General features: G+C 61.2%; 12 protein-coding genes and 2 tRNA genes. 8 read left to right on the top strand and 6 right to left on the bottom strand.

All coding sequences use genetic code 11. The annotated features are described in order from the left end of the window. Positions 1-87: 87 nt before the first annotated feature. Positions 88-162, bottom strand: a tRNA-Lys gene (locus tag PXH66_RS22210). A 145-nt stretch (positions 163-307) separates the two neighbouring features. After that, positions 308-384: transfer RNA gene (locus PXH66_RS22205), tRNA-Glu, on the bottom strand. A gap of 676 nt (positions 385-1,060) precedes the next feature. Here PXH66_RS22205 and PXH66_RS22200 point away from each other — a divergent pair. The 7 genes from PXH66_RS22200 to PXH66_RS22170 all read left to right on the top strand — a co-directional run bounded on the left by PXH66_RS22200 (position 1,061) and on the right by PXH66_RS22170 (position 11,022). Next, the gene (locus PXH66_RS22200) at positions 1,061-1,975 is read left to right on the top strand and encodes a LysR family transcriptional regulator (RefSeq protein ID WP_330929460.1); all 915 of its coding nucleotides are present in this window, start codon (positions 1,061-1,063) and stop codon (positions 1,973-1,975) included. 168 nt (positions 1,976-2,143) lie between these two features. Further along, complete coding sequence (locus PXH66_RS22195; protein WP_330929459.1) at positions 2,144-5,020, top strand: glycosyl hydrolase 115 family protein; 2,877 nt, start codon at positions 2,144-2,146, stop codon at positions 5,018-5,020. Positions 5,021-5,136: 116 nt separating this feature from the next. Continuing rightward, positions 5,137-6,165 carry a substrate-binding domain-containing protein gene (locus PXH66_RS22190; RefSeq protein WP_330929458.1) on the top strand — a complete coding sequence of 343 codons (1,029 nt, stop codon included), beginning with the start codon at positions 5,137-5,139 and terminating at the stop codon, positions 6,163-6,165. Positions 6,166-6,321: 156 nt separating this feature from the next. After that, complete coding sequence (locus PXH66_RS22185; RefSeq protein WP_330929457.1) at positions 6,322-7,110, top strand: DUF3667 domain-containing protein; 789 nt, start codon at positions 6,322-6,324, stop codon at positions 7,108-7,110. A 100-nt stretch (positions 7,111-7,210) separates the two neighbouring features. Beyond that, positions 7,211-7,570 carry a PadR family transcriptional regulator gene (locus tag PXH66_RS22180; protein ID WP_330929456.1) on the top strand — a complete coding sequence of 120 codons (360 nt, stop codon included), beginning with the start codon at positions 7,211-7,213 and terminating at the stop codon, positions 7,568-7,570. Beyond that, the gene (locus PXH66_RS22175) at positions 7,567-10,218 is read left to right on the top strand and encodes an ABC transporter permease (RefSeq protein WP_330929455.1); all 2,652 of its coding nucleotides are present in this window, start codon (positions 7,567-7,569) and stop codon (positions 10,216-10,218) included. The genes PXH66_RS22180 and PXH66_RS22175 overlap by 4 nt, the downstream gene beginning before the upstream one ends. A 60-nt stretch (positions 10,219-10,278) precedes the next feature. Continuing rightward, complete coding sequence (locus tag PXH66_RS22170) at positions 10,279-11,022, top strand: SIMPL domain-containing protein (protein WP_330929454.1); 744 nt, start codon at positions 10,279-10,281, stop codon at positions 11,020-11,022. A 13-nt stretch (positions 11,023-11,035) separates the two neighbouring features. On the opposite strand, the gene PXH66_RS22165 is transcribed toward PXH66_RS22170, so the two are convergent. Then, positions 11,036-12,322 (bottom strand): DUF455 family protein, encoded by a 1,287-nt coding sequence (locus PXH66_RS22165; RefSeq protein ID WP_330929453.1) that lies wholly within the window; start codon positions 12,320-12,322, stop codon positions 11,036-11,038. A gap of 80 nt (positions 12,323-12,402) precedes the next feature. Here PXH66_RS22165 and PXH66_RS22160 point away from each other — a divergent pair, with 80 nt between their 5' ends. Beyond that, complete coding sequence (locus PXH66_RS22160) at positions 12,403-13,212, top strand: helix-turn-helix domain-containing protein (protein WP_330929452.1); 810 nt, start codon at positions 12,403-12,405, stop codon at positions 13,210-13,212. Between the two features lie 70 nt (positions 13,213-13,282). Here the strand turns inward: PXH66_RS22160 and PXH66_RS22155 are convergent, their stop codons facing one another. From PXH66_RS22155 to PXH66_RS22145, 3 genes are all read right to left on the bottom strand, one after another. Further along, positions 13,283-14,758: a sodium:solute symporter family transporter gene (locus PXH66_RS22155; RefSeq protein ID WP_330929451.1), complete on the bottom strand. Its 1,476-nt coding sequence runs from the start codon at positions 14,756-14,758 to the stop codon at positions 13,283-13,285. Continuing rightward, on the bottom strand, positions 14,755-15,825 hold the full coding sequence (locus tag PXH66_RS22150) for a tRNA wybutosine-synthesizing protein 4 beta-propeller domain-containing protein (RefSeq protein WP_330929450.1): 1,071 nt from the start codon (positions 15,823-15,825) through the stop codon (positions 14,755-14,757). The genes PXH66_RS22155 and PXH66_RS22150 overlap by 4 nt, the downstream gene beginning before the upstream one ends. 119 nt (positions 15,826-15,944) lie before the next feature. After that, positions 15,945-17,744: a sialidase family protein gene (locus PXH66_RS22145; protein WP_330929449.1), complete on the bottom strand. Its 1,800-nt coding sequence runs from the start codon at positions 17,742-17,744 to the stop codon at positions 15,945-15,947. Positions 17,745-17,756 lie beyond the last annotated feature (12 nt).

Below are 17,756 nucleotides of genomic sequence, written 5' to 3'. Positions count from 1 at the left end.
ATGGAGAACGACCCCGGTGCCGCCCCGGGCAGGACACCGCTTTGCAGGCGGCCGGATTCACTGGCTTCCTCGTCGTGCGGAAAGTAGTGGTGGAGTCGGCGGGATTCGCACCCACGCTAAACGGATTAAAAGTCCGTTGTGCTACTTTTACACCACGACTCCTGTGGAGCGCGCACCGAGACGTAGCGAAGCGAAGATGGGCAGCCAGCATGGCTGGGCCACCGGGCCCGAGCTCAGCGAGTCAATCGCACTCGGGACTGTGGACTGGCAGACCACCGCGTTACTACTACGCCATGCGCGCAAAAAATGGTCACCGGGACGGGTCTCGCACCCGCATTCACTGGCTTGAAAGGCCAGGGTCCTGATCGGTTAGACGACCCGGTGAAAAATGAACCTCCGGCGCGGCAAGCATCGCCTTTTAACACGTGATGACGCGCACCCTAACCGGAAGATTTCGGCATGCGTTGCCGATCGACGCCCGACACACGTGCCGGGACCCCAATAAACCAAAGAACCACCCCGCCCCTCTCGGCTCTCGCCGGATTGGACACCCGCTGGATTGCGCGGACATTGGCTGATTGGCTGGGCTCAGCGGTGAAGCCACTTACGGAATATGAGGTAGAGCCTTGGGAAGCTCTGCGTTCCGGAAGCGGCCTTGTGATGGACACAAAAAAGCCCGCTTCCGGGCGGAAAGCGGGCACATGAGGGTATAAAATCTCCTCAACGCTAGGTCGCGCCCCTTTCCTTAAAACTGTTATAGACGAGTCGAAAATCACCCGGATCATTCTGCTCCGGCATATGCGGTTCCTTGATCGCACACGACCAACCCCGCGCCGTTGAAGCGGATAATCTGGGTTCATAGGGTCGGGTGGAAATCATGACAGCGGAGAGTGTGTTTTTAAGGTTCGATTAACTACAACGGATTCGCAGGCAGGCTGATCAAGAGCGGATCGCATCTTTTATCAAGAAGTTGCCCGGCGAGGGGTTGATGCCGCGGAGTCTACCACGCGGGCCCAATCCTTGCCATGTCGTTTCGCGCAGGTTACCTGACTGGTTAATCATGTTTGAAAATCTGTTCTCCGAGCGCGGTCTTTCCCTTGATCGCTTGCGTGTATTGGTGGAGGTCCATGACGCTGGCAGCATCGCCGCCGCCGTTCCGGGAGACCCCGTGCGACAAAGCCAATACAGCCGTCAGATTCGCGAACTCTCGGAATACTTCGGCTGCGACGTCGCGCAACGAAGCGGGAAAGTGCTGCGCCTTACTCCACAGGGCGCGCGTCTGGCTCAACTCGCTCGCAGCCACCTGCAAAGCATCGAGGACTTTCGCGCGGAATGCCGCGCCGAAAGTGTGGACTACACCATCGCCGCCGGAGACAGCATCATTCAATGGCTGGTCATTCCGCGCGTGGGCAACGTTCTGGCCACCGTTCCCGACGTGCGTCTCGCAACCGCCAATCTTCGCACGAACGACATCGTCCAGCAGTTGAGCGACGGCCGCATTGATTTTGGTATACTTCGACGCAACGCGGTGCCCGCGACGCTCAAGTCCAAGCCACTCGGGAAACTGAAATACACCCTGGTTGTTCCTCGGGAACTGAAACCGCCGCGCCTGAAGGTCACTCTCGCTCATGCTCTGGCCCATCTGCCGATCGCATCGCAGAAATCCGACGGCCAGTTCATTCGTCGACTACGAGAGATAGCCAACGCCAGCGGGACCGATCTCACCCCTTCCCTTCTTTGCGAATCATTCCCCCAAAGCCTGAGTGCGGTGAGAACAGGTTGCTTCGCCGCGATCCTGCCCAAGATAGCCACCAGCGACCTGAAAGAACCTCGATATCTGATGATCGAGGACAAAGCACTCGCCGTGCTGCACCGCGATCTCGCTCTGGCATGGAACCCCCGCCTGTCCCACGTGCGACCAATTGCCAACAAACTTGCGGACGCCCTCTCCCGACAACTCGCCATCGACCGCTAGATCTGGCCGCCGACGGCAGGCTGACGGCGCCTGCCGATAAATGTTAGCGCAACGGCACCTTTTGACCTCATGGCCGTCTACGGTAAGCTGACTCCCCTCCCCGTCTTACCCATTCATGCTGACGGTTTCGTGTCTTTCGTGTGTTTCGTGGTTATCAAAAAGTTTCCCATGTTTAGTCCCCGCTCCCTTCTCTTCACCTTGCTCGCGCTCGCAACCGCCACGGTCACGTCTGCGCTCACTCACGACGCCATCGTCTCCGCTACCGCCGGCCCCGACACTTTCCCTCTCGTCGCCAAGGGCAAGGCCGCGACCCTCATCATCGACGATCACGACTTCAAGGGCGTCCACCATGCCGTCGACGATCTCCGCGCCGACGTCGAGCGCGTGACTTCGCTCGCGCCTTCAATCTCGAAGAACCCGCTTGCCGGCGGCTGGCGCGTCGTCATCGGCACCATCGGGCATAGCAAGATGATCGACCACCTCATCGAGTCCCGCCAACTCGACGTCTCCAAAATCGGCGGCCTGTGGGAGGCCTTCATTATTCAAAAAGTGGGCAACGATCTGGTCATCGCGGGCAGCGACATGCGCGGCACCATCTACGGCATCTACGAGCTCTCGGAACAAATCGGCGTCTCCCCCTGGTATTGGTGGGCCGATGTGCCCGTAAAAACCTCCGCCGAGCTTCACGTCGCCGCCCAGGGCATCACCGACGACGGCCCTGGCGTCCAATATCGCGGCATTTTCATCAACGACGAGGCTCCCGCTCTCACGGGTTGGGTGGGCGAAAAATTCGGCGCTTTTGACCACACGTTTTACGTCCACGTCTTCGAACTGCTGCTTCGTCTCCGCGCCAATTATATCTGGCCCGCCATGTGGCAACCGCGGGCGTTCTCCGACGACGATCCCCTCAACCCTCAACTGGCCAACGAATACGGCATCGTCATCGGCACCACCCACCACGAACCCCTGATGCGCGCCCACGCCGAGTGGGACAAATACGGCGAGGGTCCGTGGGACTACACCAAGAACGACGCCAAACTGCGCGAGTTTTGGACCGGAGCCGTCGAACGCGCCAAACCCTACGAAAGCATCTACTCCCTTGGCATGCGCGGCGATGGCGACTCCGCCATGTCAGCCGACACCAACACCGCCCTGCTCGAACGCGTGGTCGCCGACCAACGCACCATTCTCGAGGAAACCCTCGGCCGCCCCAATCCCCAGATCCCCCAGCTCTGGGCGCTCTACAAGGAGGTGCAGGACTACTACGAAGCCGGCATGCGCGTGCCCGACGACGTCATCCTCCTCTGGTGCGACGACAACTGGGGCAACATTCGCCGCCTGCCCACGCCCGAGGAGATGGAGCGTCCCGGCGGCGCCGGCGTGTATTACCATTTCGACTACGTGGGCGGACCGCGCAACTACAAGTGGCTCAACGTGCAGCCCATCAGCAAGGTCTGGGAACAGATGCACCTAGCCTGGCAACACGCCGCCAATCGCATCTGGATCGTCAATGTCGGCGACCTCAAACCGATGGAGTTTCCCATCGAATTTTTCCTCACCATGGCCTGGGACCCGGCCGGCATGGACTACGAGGCCATGCGCGCCTACACGCCCGCATGGGCCGCCCGTGAGTTCGGCTCCGAGCACGCCGACGAAATCGCCGCGCTCATCGACGGCTACACCAAACTCAACCGCCATCGCACCCCCGAGATGATGGCGCCCGACACCTACAGTCTCGTCAACTACGACGAAGCCGAGCGCATCCTCACCCAATGGCGTGACCTCGTCGCCCGCGCCGAAGCCGTCAACGCCGCCCTGCCCGACGACGCTCGCGCCGCCTTTTTTCAACTCGTGCTCTACCCGGTGAAGGCCAGCGCGACCGTGCGCGAAGTGCACATCGCCGCCGCCAAAAATTCCCTCTACGCCGAACAAGGCCGTGCGGCCGCCAACACCGCCGCCGCCCACGCCCACGCCATGTTCGACCAAGACGCCGCGCTGGTGGACGAATATCACAGCCTGCTCGACGGCAAGTGGAACCACACCATGGCCGAAGCCAACTTCGGCTACACCTACTGGCAAACGCCGCCCGCCGAAGTCATGCCCGCCGTGCAGAAACTGCGGCCCAACCCCGGCGCGCGCCCTGGCCTCGCCGTCGAGGGCAGCCCGTTTGGTTTCCCGCGTTGGGGCGTGCCCCAACCCACCGTGCCCGCCATCGACGTCTACAGCGCCAGCACCCGCTGGGTGGAGCTCTTCAATCGCGGCGATACCGCCTTCGATTTCACCGTCCGCCCCGACGCCGCTTGGCTTAAAGTCGAACCCGCCGGCGGACCCGTGGAAGAGATGGTCCGTCTCACGGTCGCCGCCGACTGGGCCCGCGTGCCCGAAGACACCACCGAAACCGGCTTCACCATCAACACCACCGCGGGACAAAGCTTTCGCGTCACGGTGCCCATCGTGAATCCGTCCGACCTGCGCCCCGGCGCCTTTGACGGTCACATCGAGGTGAATGGTCACATCGCCATCGAAGCGCCGAACTATTCCCGAGCGGTCTCCTCCGGCAACACCTACTGGCAGGTGCTCGAAGACTTCGGCCGCACCCTCGGCGGAGTTGCCTCGTATCCCGTCCGGGCCGACCACGAAAAACCGGGCGGGCAGAGCTCCCACCTCGAATACGACATCTTCGCCCGCACCACCGGCGAGATCGATCTGGAGATCCACACCGCACCATCGCTCGATTATCAAAGCGGTGATGGCCTGCGTTTCGCCGTGTCGATCGACGACGGCCAGCCTGAGATCCTAAAAGTGGATACATGGAAAACCCTCCAGACTTGGGAAAAGGCGGTCGGCGATGGCGTCACCCGCGTGAAGACCAAAGTCACCATCGACCATCCCGGGGTGCACACGATCAAGCTCTGGCGCGTCACGCCCGGCGTCGTGTTCGAACGCCTCATTCTCGGCAACCCCGCCACCTGGCGCAACCAAGGCCAAGGCGTCCTCCCCAGCTACCTCGGCCCACCCGAGAGCCCGCGCGGCGGAATCGAGTAAAACCACGGTTAGCAACCGCATTGCTCAACAGTTTAGCTTGAGCTCCTTATCCGGGTTTATCTGTGTCCATCTGTGGTTAAAAAACTTCAGGCTGACCGCACGACGCGCCACCTCCCATGACGCTGCGCGAACTGGCCAAACTTGCCGACCTGTCTCCCTCCGCGATCTCGCTCGCGCTGCGGGATAGTCCGCGCATCGCCGCCGCGACCAAGGAACGCGTTCGCGCCCTCGCGGCGGAACACGGCTACGCCCCCGACGCCCGCATCGTCGACATGATGCGCCACCTGCGCAAACCGCGCGTCCAACGCGAGCGGGCGTGTTTCGGCGTGATCTCGTTCTACGACCATCAACGCCCGTGGGAAAAGTCCCCGCACCTCACGCGTATTTACGAAGGCATGATACGGCGCGCGACCGAGGTGGGTTACCGCCTCGAACCATTGTGGTTGAAAGCGCCGGGACTTTCCCTGCGCCGCTTCCGCGAGATTCTGGAGGCCCGCGGCATTGAAGGGTTACTCTCCTTTGGCAGTCCCGACGTGGAGCAGGATTTCCCCTCCGAACTGAAAGCCTGCGCCGTCGTCACGGTGGGTTTCAGCATCCGCACCAAATTGCATCGCGTAACCAGTCGACCCTACATCGACACGCTCAACGCCCTGAACCAACTGCGCGCTCTCGGCTACCGCCGACCGGGGCTCGTGCTGAGCGAATACGAGGACGCCCGCACCCACCACTCCCACGCCGCCGCCTACCTCGGCTGGTGCGAGCAACACGTCGGCATCAAGCGCGCCGTGCCCGTGCTGCGCGTCACCGAGTTCGAGGCCGGACCGTTTCTGCAATGGCGCAGCGCGCACCAGCCCGACGCCATCATCTTCGTGCATTCCTCGGCCGCCGTCGGGCAGCTCAAGCTCGTGCTCAAGCTCAACGGCATCCGTCCGCCCGACGACCTCGGTGTCGCCGTGCTCGGGCACACCGTCGAAGGCTCGGGCTTTGCCGGCATGCAACAAAACCAGGCTCTCATGGGCGCCTGGGCGGTCGAGCTGCTCGCTGCCCGCATTGCCAACCGCGACTTCGGCATCCCCCAAACCCCGCGCGTCGAAATGGTCGAAAGCGAATGGGTCGACGGCCCATCCCTGCGCCAGCAACCCTGATCATTCGGCTGTTTTTTAACCACAGATGGATACAGATGGCTTCGCCTACCGGCTACGCACTGAAACCTATTTATCAGACAACACCTTCGTTTGCCGGATCTAAATCTTTGTTAATCTGTGTCCATCTGTGGTTGAAAAATTCAGGCTGAAAACCCCATGACCAACGCACCCGAGCCTCACCCTGCATCGTGCCTCAATTGCGGGACGCCGGTGACGGATAAATTCTGTCCGCACTGTGGACAGAAGACGCAGCCGACTCGCCTCCCGTTGCGCATGTTTCTGGGCGAGGCGATTGCGACGTTTCTCAATCTCGACGGTCTGTGGTGGCGCACCTTGCGGGACCTGTTCCGCCATCCCGGAAAACTCACCCGCGACTACAATGACGGCAAACGCGCCGCCTACGTGCCCCCGCTACGGCTCTACTTGTCGATCAGTGTGATCTACTTTTTCACCGTCTCCCTTATCGGCCAAAATCGGGTGATGTTCATCTCGTTCGGGGTCGATGATGGCAACACGGGGGCCGTGTTCGGGCTGGTGCAATACCTCATGTTTTTTCTGGTGCCGGCATTCGCCGCCATCCTCCACTTGCTGCACCGCAAGCGAAACGGTTTTTACGTCGAATACCTTGTCATGGCCGTGCACCTCCACTCGGTCTGGTTTGTTCTCTTCTGGCTGCGCCTCATCATCGATTGGCTCATCGGACCTGCTCCGATCGAGCCGGGCTCGATTCGCCAAATCATCGACGGGGCGGCATCATTTATCTCTGAGGTGTTACCACTTGTTTATGTGGTCGCCAGCCTCCGCGGCATGGTCGGGGCGTCGTGGGTCATGACGATCATCAAGGGCTTCGCGGCCATGTTTCTCCATCTCCTGATCATGGGCGGCACCGTGGCACTTTATATGTTCCTGCGCGGTATCACCAGCGTGCAAGTGACGGCCGGTTGATCAGCTCCAACCCTTCCGCGCTCGCGGCGCGATTGGCCTTTTTATGTGGACATACCACATGTGTTTCCTACTCATGTGGCTTAACCACACGTAAGCTATCATGCCTCCCGAAAAACTCGATCTCCTCCAAGGCACTCTCGACCTCATGGTGCTGCAATCTCTCGACGCTATGGGACCGCTCCATGGTTACGGCATCGCCCGCCGCATCGAACAGGTCGGCGACGGTGATCTACTCCTCAACCAAGGCACCATCTACGCCGCGCTCGTGCGCCTGTTGCAGGGCAAATGGATCACCGCCGACTGGGGCACGTCCGACAACAACCGCCGCGCCAAGTTCTACGCCATCACCGCGCGGGGTCGCAAACGTCTTGAGGCCGACGCAAAGAACTGGCGCCGCGTCGCCGATGTCATGGACCGCTTTCTGGGCACCGCGCCCGGCGGCAAGAGGGCGATGCCATGAGCCCCTTCCTCAACCGTCTCAACGCCCGCTTCCGCGCGGTGTTTCGCAAACCCGGACTCGACGCCGATCTCGACGAAGAGTTGGCCCATCATCTCGACCTGTTGACCGAAGAAAACATCGGCCGGGGCATGGGCCCGACCGAGGCCCGCCGCCGCGCCCGCATCGCGCTCGGCGGGGTGGAGCAAACCCGTGAACTCCATCGCGAGACGCGCGGTCTGCCGCTGCTCGAACAACTCGGGCAAGACCTGCGTCACACGGTGCGCCTGCTGCGCCGCGAACGCGGATTCACTTTCATCGCCATACTAATTATCGCGGTCGGCGTCGGCCTCAACACGACCGTGTTCAGTCTCGTCAACACCGTGCTGTTGCGCCCGCTGCCATTCCCCGGTTCGGAGCGCATGCTCCTGATCGCCAACGGCGACCCAGCCGCGACGACCGAGGACCTCTCGGCGGTCGCTCACCTGGTCGACACGTGGGAAGCGTTGGCGGAAAATAACCAAACGCTCGAAGCGCTCGAGGTCTTCGATCCATTTTCGCTGCGCCAGACCTATCGCCTATCCAGTGCCGGCGAACCCGCCGAAACAATCAATACGATCATCGTATCGCCCGGGCTGTTTCCCATGCTCGGCATGACCGCGCATCGCGGGCGTTTGTTCACCGCCGACGACGCCGTGGAGAACGGCCCGCCGGTCGTGCTGCTCACTCATCAACTCTGGCAAAGCCGGTTTCACTCCGACCCGGGCATCGTCGGGCAAATCGTGCGTATCAACGACGTGCCGGTGCAGGTGCTCGGCATCACGCCCCGGCAGGATGCCTTTGCCTCCACCTTTTATCCGGCGGTGCGCATCGATTGCTACTTCGTGCTGGTCAACAACCAGCGGCGCAATTGGGGCAATACCCTCGCGCCGATCGGTCGCATGAAACCGGGCGTGTCGGTCGAGCAGGCCTCCGCCGATCTCGCCGTCGCGATGGCGCTGGCCCGGGAGCAACGCAACCTCAACGAGTATCATCGCGCCAACGCCCGTTCGCTCCACGAGCACATTGCGGGCGGCCTGAAGCAGCCGCTGCTCTTTCTCTGGGTGGCGGCCGGACTCGTGCTGGCGATCGTCGCGTTCAACCTCGGCGGGCTGCTGCTCGCTCGCGGCGCGGCTCGCGGCAAGGAACTCGCGCTGCGCGCCGCCTTGGGCGCGGGCGACGGACGCATCTTGCGGCAGTTATTCACCGAGAGCTGCGTGCTCGTCACCATCGGCTCGGCCCTCGGCGTCGCCCTCGCGGCGGGTTTCATTCACTACTTGTCCGTGCGTTCGGCCATCGCGATTCCCTTGCTCCAAAGCGTGGACTTCGACGGCGCGGCCCTGGGCTTCACGCTGGCCCTGTGTGTGGCGACCGCGCTGCTGTGCGGCATCGCTCCGGCGTGGCGGTCGAGCTTTGGCCGCGGGCCGGGGTTTGCCGCACTGAAGGAAGAGGGACGCGGCTCCACGACCGGTCGCGGTTTGGCGCGCACTCGTTCGGTCCTGGTCGTGCTCGAAGTCGCCCTCGCGTGCGGCTTGGCAATCGCGGCGGGCCTGGTCGTGCGCAGTCTCAACAACGTGCTGGCAATCGATCTGGGCTATGATCCGGAGAACCTCACCGCAGTTCGCATCGATGTGCTGCAATACGATGAAACCGGACCCGTGGTTCTGGACAGTATCGTCGACCAAGTGAGCGCTCTACCCGGCGTGACGGCGGTCGGCTTCACGGATTGCCTGCCCGTGGAACGCGATCGCAGTTGGGGCGTGGCCGCCGTCGATAACCCCGAGATCGATGAGCGCCGCGAATTCACCAGCGCTCATTTACGCGTGGTCTCCACCGGACTCATGGACGCGATGAGCACACGCCTCGTCGCCGGTCGCGATTTCCGACGCACGGACGGCGGCGACCAGGCGGTCATTATCATCAATCAAACCTTGGCCCGCCGATTCTGGCCGCAGGGAAGCGCGATTGATCGTTTTGTGAGCGTTAATGGTCAGCCTTATCGCGTGATCGGCATCGCGGAGGATGTCCACCATCGCGGTCCCGAAGTAAATCCCGGCAACGAAATGTATCTCTCCACCCGTTCCCTCGGCGGCAGTTCCTGGGACCTCATGATCCGCTCTGCCCTGCCACTCAACACCCTCATGGCGAGCGTGCGATCAGCGGTGCACGCCATCGATCCAACACTGCCCCTCACTCAAGCCCGTGAGATGACGTCACTCGTCGATCATGCCAACTCTCCGCGTCGACTCATGGCCTCGCTCGTCGCCGGTTTCGCGGCCATGGCGCTGGGGCTCGCCGCACTCGGGCTCTACGGGGTGATTTCCTACACCGTCGCCCAACGCACCAAGGAGATCGGCATTCGCATGGCCCTCGGGGCGACCGCTTCGGTCGTCCGCCGCGAGATCGTGGGCCGGACCGTGCGCCTGGCGCTGGCGGGCATCGCGGGAGGGCTCATGGCCGCACTCGCCACCGGCCGGGCGATGGAGACGTTGCTCTACGAGGTGAGTTCGTTCGACCCTGGCACGTATGTGGTGATGACCGGCGCGGTGTTGGGCTGCGCACTGTTGGCCGGCTACCTGCCGGCCCGTCGCGCCTCCCGGGTCGATCCCATGGTCGCGCTACGGTCTGATTGAAACCATCCGGCGAAACCTAACGCCCGCGTCCGTGTCCACGGAGGAACCATGCGTCCCTTCATGACCCGATTTCGCCGTTTCTCACTCCTCTCCGCGCTGGCGCTCGGCGTCGCGTTTCTCGTGCCCGCCGCTTCCGCCCAGACCTCCCCGGTCGACCCCTCGGCGCCGCGCATCCTCACGGTGACCGGACAGGAAAGCGTGCGCATCCCGGCCACCCTTGCTCAGATCTCGATCGTTATTGCCGCGCAGGAGGAAACCTCCGCGGCGGCCAGTCAGGCGGTGATCAAACCTTCGCAAGCCGTGCTGGCCTATCTGAAGGACCACGATGCCGACCGCATCCAGGCCGGTGCGCTCACGCTCAACCCCATTTACAGTCGCAACAAGGCGAGCTCCCTGCGAAACAATGAATCCGACGTCGTCGCCTACGCCGCGTTGTGGAACGCCACCTTCACGGTGCCCGCCGATAAAGCGGGTGAGTTCGCGGCCGGAGTGATCGCAGCGGGAGCCAACCGCGTGACCCGTTTCGATTTCATCGCATCGGATGACGCGATTAACGACGCTCGCACTGAAGCCCTGCAAGCGGCCACTCGCCAAGCCCGCGACACGGCCGAAGCCGTCCTCTCCACGCTCGACCACCGCATCAACGAAGTCGTGCGCATCCACGTCAACAGCAACGGGCCCGTCCGCCCGATGCAGCGCGGTATGATGCAGATGGCCGCCCTGGAATCGTCCGGCGGTTCCCCCGCCGTCGAACCCGGCTTCATCGACATCGAAGGCAACGTCACCCTCGAGGTGCGCTACTGATTTCGCGCCACTGTTACCGTCTCACCATGTTAGCGGCGTTCGCGGGGTAGGTCGTGATGACCTGCGCGATCAGACCTCGACAATGCTCAGTCAGGGCTTTGACCGAGCGTGCATCGTGGTAGACTCGCAACAGAATAGGCACCCACACGTGACCTAGGTTTGTGTGCAGCATTTCATCGCGGATATCGTAGGTTTCGTAGAGGAGCGAAACCTCGTCGCCATGAGATTCAAAAAGTTCAACATTGGCTCGTTTACGCTCAAACGCCGTCGCTTCCATCACGAGGGTCATGAGACAAAACCGCTCCATCGCACTCATGTTCGTTCGGAATTTGTAGTGTTGGGTTTGCATCGGAATCTCGGTTAGCTCCACCCCCAGCTGCCGCAATCGCTCCACCCCCATGCCCGCATGGCGCACCTCATCAGCCAGGTGCCGCGCCAAATCGAGATGGAAGGCCCACGGCATCTCCACGGTCTCATACAGAATCTCTCCCAATGACTCCGCAAACTGCATTTCTTGGGTGTGATTGTAGAACACCAGAAATCGCTTCTGTTCAAAAGTCGCCCCCTCCCGTGGGAATCCCGTATCATTCGCCAATCGGCAGGTCTTGTCGCGGCGAACTCTCGCGATTCCCTCGAAATCCGCCGAGCGTTCACCGGGAGACAGGCGCGCATCGCGGGGGTAAAAATCGGCCGCATCCAAACTCACCAAAGCCATGACCGCTTTGACCCTGGACTCCCAGTTTGCCGTTTCGTCGTCCGCGTATTCCCATGCTGAATACGACGGCGTGAATTCGACGAACCACGAAACCTGGGTTTGCCACACCGCCCGCACGTGCCGAATCACGTCGTGAGTGGGCGCGTCCATCACCGGATCACTACGTTGCAAAAACGATGTCAGCTCGGCGATCAACGCCGGTTTCACCACGCGATAGTGGGCCCGCAACCACGCATCGCCATGCGGGGCGCACGCGAGGTCATGGCCCAGTGCCTGCACCCCGGCCACCTGTTGGTGCTCCACGCCAGAGGCCTTCAATTCGTGCAACCGTTGCAGGACGGCCTCCGCCGCCCGCGCATCCGCGAGAATGTGTCGCGCGAGCTGCTCCTTCGCATCCCAGTAAGGCACGCCTGCCAGCCACGCCGCCGAGCTCCGCACCAATTCACGCTGTAACGCGAACAACGTCGTCAACTGCGTGACTCCCGAGGCGATGGTCTGGGAAGACCAACTTTCCGGTTTCGCTCCGTTGATTTGATGAGACCGCAGCGCAGCGGGAGGGAAAACAGTCGATTCAGGCAGAGTCATAGGCAAAGAGGTTACATTGATCATCCTATCTTTTTCTAGGGACTCGCACAATTGACCGAAGCGCCTCTTTATTGATCTCAATGTCTTTTTATGCGTTCCATCGCGCTGGATACGGTCGCTTTGATCGAGACCACCCGATCGGTCCCGCCAGTTGGCCTCACCACGACCTTCTGGTGGTGCACCAAGGAAAGATCCTCCTGCGTTTTCCTGCGACCGACCATGATCTGGAACTCGACGCCCATGAGGGCGTGCTCATTTGGCCCTACACCGCCTTTTCGGGATACGTGATCAGCCATCATGCACGCGTATCCATTCAACACTTTACCGTGTGCCCTGGAGTGCCCTCGCCCCTCGCCCCCTTGCTCGCTCAACGCCAAGGATGGACGCCCCTCGACCCCGCCTATCCACACCACCTCATTCGCGATATCGAGCTCAGCCTCGCGTGCAGCTGTTCTTTCCCATCCGCCCCCTCTCCCAGGGCGCAGCTCGAGCGTGAAGCTCGTCTCACGGTCGTGCTGACTCAAGGCGGACTATTGACGACCAACCTCACGCACCCACGGCAACGCCTGCCCTTGCCTCCCCTCACCGCATGGATTCAAGATCGCTTGGCAGGACTCCCCCGGGTCAGCGAACTCGCCGAGGCTTTCGACCTTTCCACCAGTCGCTTTCGCACCGTTTTTCTCGCGGAACATGGCGTCCCAGTGGGCGAGTTCATTCGCTCTGTTCGTGACACAGAGGCCCGCCGCCTTTTGAGTGAAACGTATGAACCCATGAAGGCAATCGCCGCTGGCCTCGGCTTCTCCGATGTCGTTGCGTTTCACCGCGCTTTCAAATCCCGTCATGGCCAAACCCCCGCCGCCTATCGGCGAGAACACCGCATCCTGGCTTAACCGAATTCCCCGCAGCCTGCCCTTCAAACGCCTCCGCAGGATACCGCCTGTCGCCCCCGAAGCCCGGTCCTCAATCATCCGGCAATGGAGACGTGCCCACCACCAAACCACGCCATTTCTCCGCGGGCGGCGGAGCTTCGAGCAGACTGGCCAAAAGGCCTACGACAAAAACGACCGCGAGCGAAAACACGCCATACCACAGACTCGCGACGGATGTGCCTTGCCACAAACCGATCGCGGTCGCGAACCCGCTCAACATTCCAATCAAAGCCCCCCGAGCCGTCACTCGTCGCACCAGCATGCCAAGCAAAAACGTGCCCACCAGACTGCCCCCGAATAGATTCGAAACCAACACCGCCGCTTCCAGAATATTGCCGAAACGAGAACCGAAACTCGCCAACACTGTCGCGGTCACACCAAACACGACGGTAAACCCACGCCCGGCTCGAACTCCCGGGACATCCGCTCTCACCCGTGGCCAGATATCCGACAACACCACGGTCGACATCGAATTGAGAATCGAACTTATCGTCGACATCGCCGCCGCTAGGATAGCGGCCACGAGCAGGCCTTTGACCCCGGTCGGCAACTCTTCGACAATGAACTTCGGAAAGATGCCATTCGAACTGATCACCGCTTCCCCCATCTTCTCCGGGTGCGTCTGATAAAAGGCAAAGAGCGCCGCGCCGATAAAGAAGATCGCCACGCCCACAAGTGAGGCCGCGATCATGGAGCTGATCATGGCAATATTGGACTGCCGCACATTCGCGGTGGTGAGAAACCGCTGCACTTCCGCCTGATCCACCCCAAATTGACTGATGGTAAATACCGTCCCTCCGAACAGCCCACCCCAGAACGTGTAACGTTCGGAAAAGTCAGTGGAGAAATTAAAGAAACTCAACCGGCCGTGATCGCCCGCAATCTGAATCACCCCGGCCAAGCCCCCATCAACTTGATTTGCGATCAAACTGATCACCAACACGATCGCACCGAGATAAATACCCAACTGCATGGTGTCGGTCCAGATCACCGCTTTTATGCCGCCCACCATGGTGTATAGCGCAGTCACTCCGCCCACCCCGATCACGATCCATGTCATGGAGACGCCGAGCGTCCGGGACAACACCAGCGCGGGCGCATAGATGCAGATCGCGAGATAACCCGCCTTAAGCAACAGGAACAGTCCACTCGCCACCAAACGGACCCGAAAATCGAAACGCCGCTCCAGATATTCATAAATCGAATACACCTGCAGGCGGAAGAACATCGGCAGGATGATCCCGCAAATGATACCCAGCACGAGCGGCATCGCCAACCGGTATTGCAGGAACTGCAGATTACCCGAAAACGCCATGCCCGGGCCTCCCAGAAACGACGCCGCACTCGCGATCGTGGCCACGCCCGAAAACGCCGCCGCATACCACGGGATATTGCGATCGCCCATGAAATAGTCCTTCAGCGATTTCTGTCGCCCCGAAAAGAACGCTGCGATGCCGCAAACGAGCCCGAGATACAAAAAGAGAATGATGTAATCCAATCCGCTCATCGAAACGCTCCCGTGGTTTCCGACGCGACGGTAACCTCATAAACCCGAGGGGTTCGTAGTCCGGGTGAATATTCGCCGCCCACCACCAACCAACCTCCATTCGGCAACGGCACGATGGGAGCGCCCACCACGCCGAGAGGCATCGGATCCGTCAATTCCCACTCGTCTCGACGCGTATCAAAAACCATCACCCGATCCGGGATCCGATACCGCGCTCCCAGTTCCGCCATGCGGTCCAAATCGTGTCCGTCCGATCCTCCCACGACCGCCAGCCGATTTTCATCCAGGGGCAACACTCCGCCCAAGAGCACCGCATGCGGCATCTCCGGCAGCACCTCCCAGGTATTCGATTTTGGGTCATACCGATAAGCGTCATTCCGATAATCCGACTCGCTCACCGGGCGACCGGTTTTGATTCGTCCGCCCAGCAGATACAGCCGCGTATGATCCGCCTTGCCCAGCGCCGTGAGCACCGCACCGAACCGGGCGGGACCGGACCAACTGGGTAACGATTGCCAATGCGGCCCCTTGGGATCGTCCACCGCCGCCGCAAGGTTGAGTGCCCAAAACTGACTCGAAGCGGATGTCCCGGTGTCGCCTCCCGCCACATAGATCACTCCGCCGCTATAAACCGCCGCCAGACTCGCCAGCGGCACGGGCAGGTCCGGCAAAAGGCGTCGCGTCACGTCTCGTATTTTCGGACTATAACCCAACAAAAATACTCCTGCCTGGGCCCCGTTCGTCGCCAAACCGCCAAGGGCCACGACCCCGAACTCCGTGGTCACCGCCGCACCTTCGGCCCACCCGGCGGGCAAGACTGCCGGCACGCGTCGCCAGGGCGTTTGCGCGTTCGCGCCGACCGCCCGCACATAGATGGCCGTCGCCAGAGTTTTAGGCCCGCCATCCCGCGGTGGCACCGGAAAATTGGAGCCTCCCGCAAGCACCACGTGCCCGTTACTGACGCCTGCCGCCATGCCCTTCAATCCGACGGGATCGGGCAGATCGGGCCATCGTTCCCATTGGAACAATTTCGAAGAGTCGGGTTCGACAGCGAGAGCAACGGACATAGTAACCAAGGGAACAAGAAAGGAAGTTAGCGCCGCCAGACTTAGCCATCGGATCGATCGCTCAACGGAGGCTGATAGCACAAGATACATCAGTAAGGAGGAAAGCGTTGCGCAGCGCATCAAGGACGCACCAGGTCCGCTTCGGTCACATGGTAAGCGCGCACAAACGGCGCCGTGCCGCGGCCTTCCGCCCCCCAGGAATAGCTGTCGAGATCACCTCCCGTGGTGTAATCGACGATGACAATTCGACCGTCCGGGAGTTGCGTCGATGAACTGTATCCACAGTCCCCCGGATACGAATAGTCGAGCACAACGGTGCGGTCGCGCCGGAATTGGTCAGGGTAACCCTGCGTTGATTGCCAGCTCCACTTGATGTCGTAATCGGTCGCGTTATCAACCTTCACGCTCACGTTTTTCCAGTGGCTCACGCTGCGATTCTGGGAATAGGGTTCAACGTGACCGTGCTTCGCTTCGACCGGGCCTGACACCGCCCGATTTCCGAAACGCACCGGCCGCACCCAGATGTCGGCAATATCAGCGCGCAGACGTTCCCTTCCATCCACGTCGATGCGAATGGATCCGTTTTCCCTCACGATGCGGTAGTCGTGCCACTTCTTGGTATCGAGCGCGAACCCCGTCTCCGGACGATCTCCCAGATAGACCCGGTCATTCGCTAGGTGCACCCAGCATCCAGCACTGAGTGTGACACCATTGGTCGCCGTGGAATCGACGCGCAGGGTCGCCTCCATCTCCACGCGAGATTGGTCATCCTGAGCGGGATACAAGTTAAACGTCACCGCTCCGCGCTGGCCGTGTTCGGTGCGCAACGTCATCTGGTTCGAGGTCAGTTCACAGCGTTCTTCGTCCAGAATCCACGAGTTCGGCTGAAATCCGCTGTCCTCCTGCGGATCAAACACCAACGCGCGTGTGCCGGGCGTGCCCCAACGATTGCGATACGTCACCAGATAGCGACCCGACTGCAGTTTGCGAATATGGGGACGTTGGCCATAAAACGGCGCCAACTCTGCCCGCGGCCACGACCGGCCGCCATCATCACTGTAGAGCAGTCGACTAGGGTGACCGAATTGCCCGTTGCCCAAACCGATGCGCGTCACTCCGAGAAGGTGGTTCGGCGAAAGCTCGACCAAGCCCACTTCGCAATCCCCGTAGAACGGGCTGTCCGACACCCAGGTCGGCCGTCCCCACGTGCTTCCTCGGTCGTCGGAAAACACGATTTCGTTGCGGTAATAGATATCGCCCCACGGCAACGGTGGGTTCTTGAGCAGGTCGGTTGTATTGGAGGACGTGCGCGTGTAGGCGAGCGTGCCGTCACTCATTTCAAGAATGTAGCCGGGCTCGCCGCCGACGTCGTCGATCTTCTCCGGCTTGGTCCAGGTTTTCCCATTGTCTTCGCTCCAGAAAATGAAATTCGCCATCCCGCGATCGGGCTTCTGCCAATGCGCGAGCATCGGGAAACTTTGCCCGGGATGGCGTTTGCCCCAATCGCTGATGATCACGATTCGACCGTCGCGAAGCACACTCATCTGCGGCACCACATACACGCTGTGATCGAGCCACACGTCGGCTTGGGCGATGGATTGATAATCCCCCCAAGTTCGTCCGCCATCGGAGGACCGAGCCACCATGATGTGACTCATCAAGGAAACGTGATTGTCCGACAGTTGCCAACTCGCCACCAGTGAACCGTCCGCCGCGAGCACGATGTTGGCGCACTTGTAATACCAACCGCCCCGCGGATTGGGATTGGTGATTCCCGGATAATTCTCAGCCGACACGGTGACTTTGGCCGATTCTGGCACGACCAGTGAATCGCGGTTGAAGGAGACCTCCGCCGTCGTCGACAGGGTCGATCCAAGCAGCAATGAAAGAGCAAAAAGAAGCGAATGGGGTTTGGTCATGACAAGGGGCCA

The sequence above is a fragment of the Synoicihabitans lomoniglobus genome (genome assembly GCF_029023725.1).
Taxonomy (GTDB): Bacteria; Verrucomicrobiota; Verrucomicrobiia; order Opitutales; family Opitutaceae; genus Actomonas; species Actomonas lomonigloba.
The sequence above is the reverse complement of the archived record's forward strand: the minus strand, read 5'-3'. Positions and strand labels throughout refer to the sequence as shown.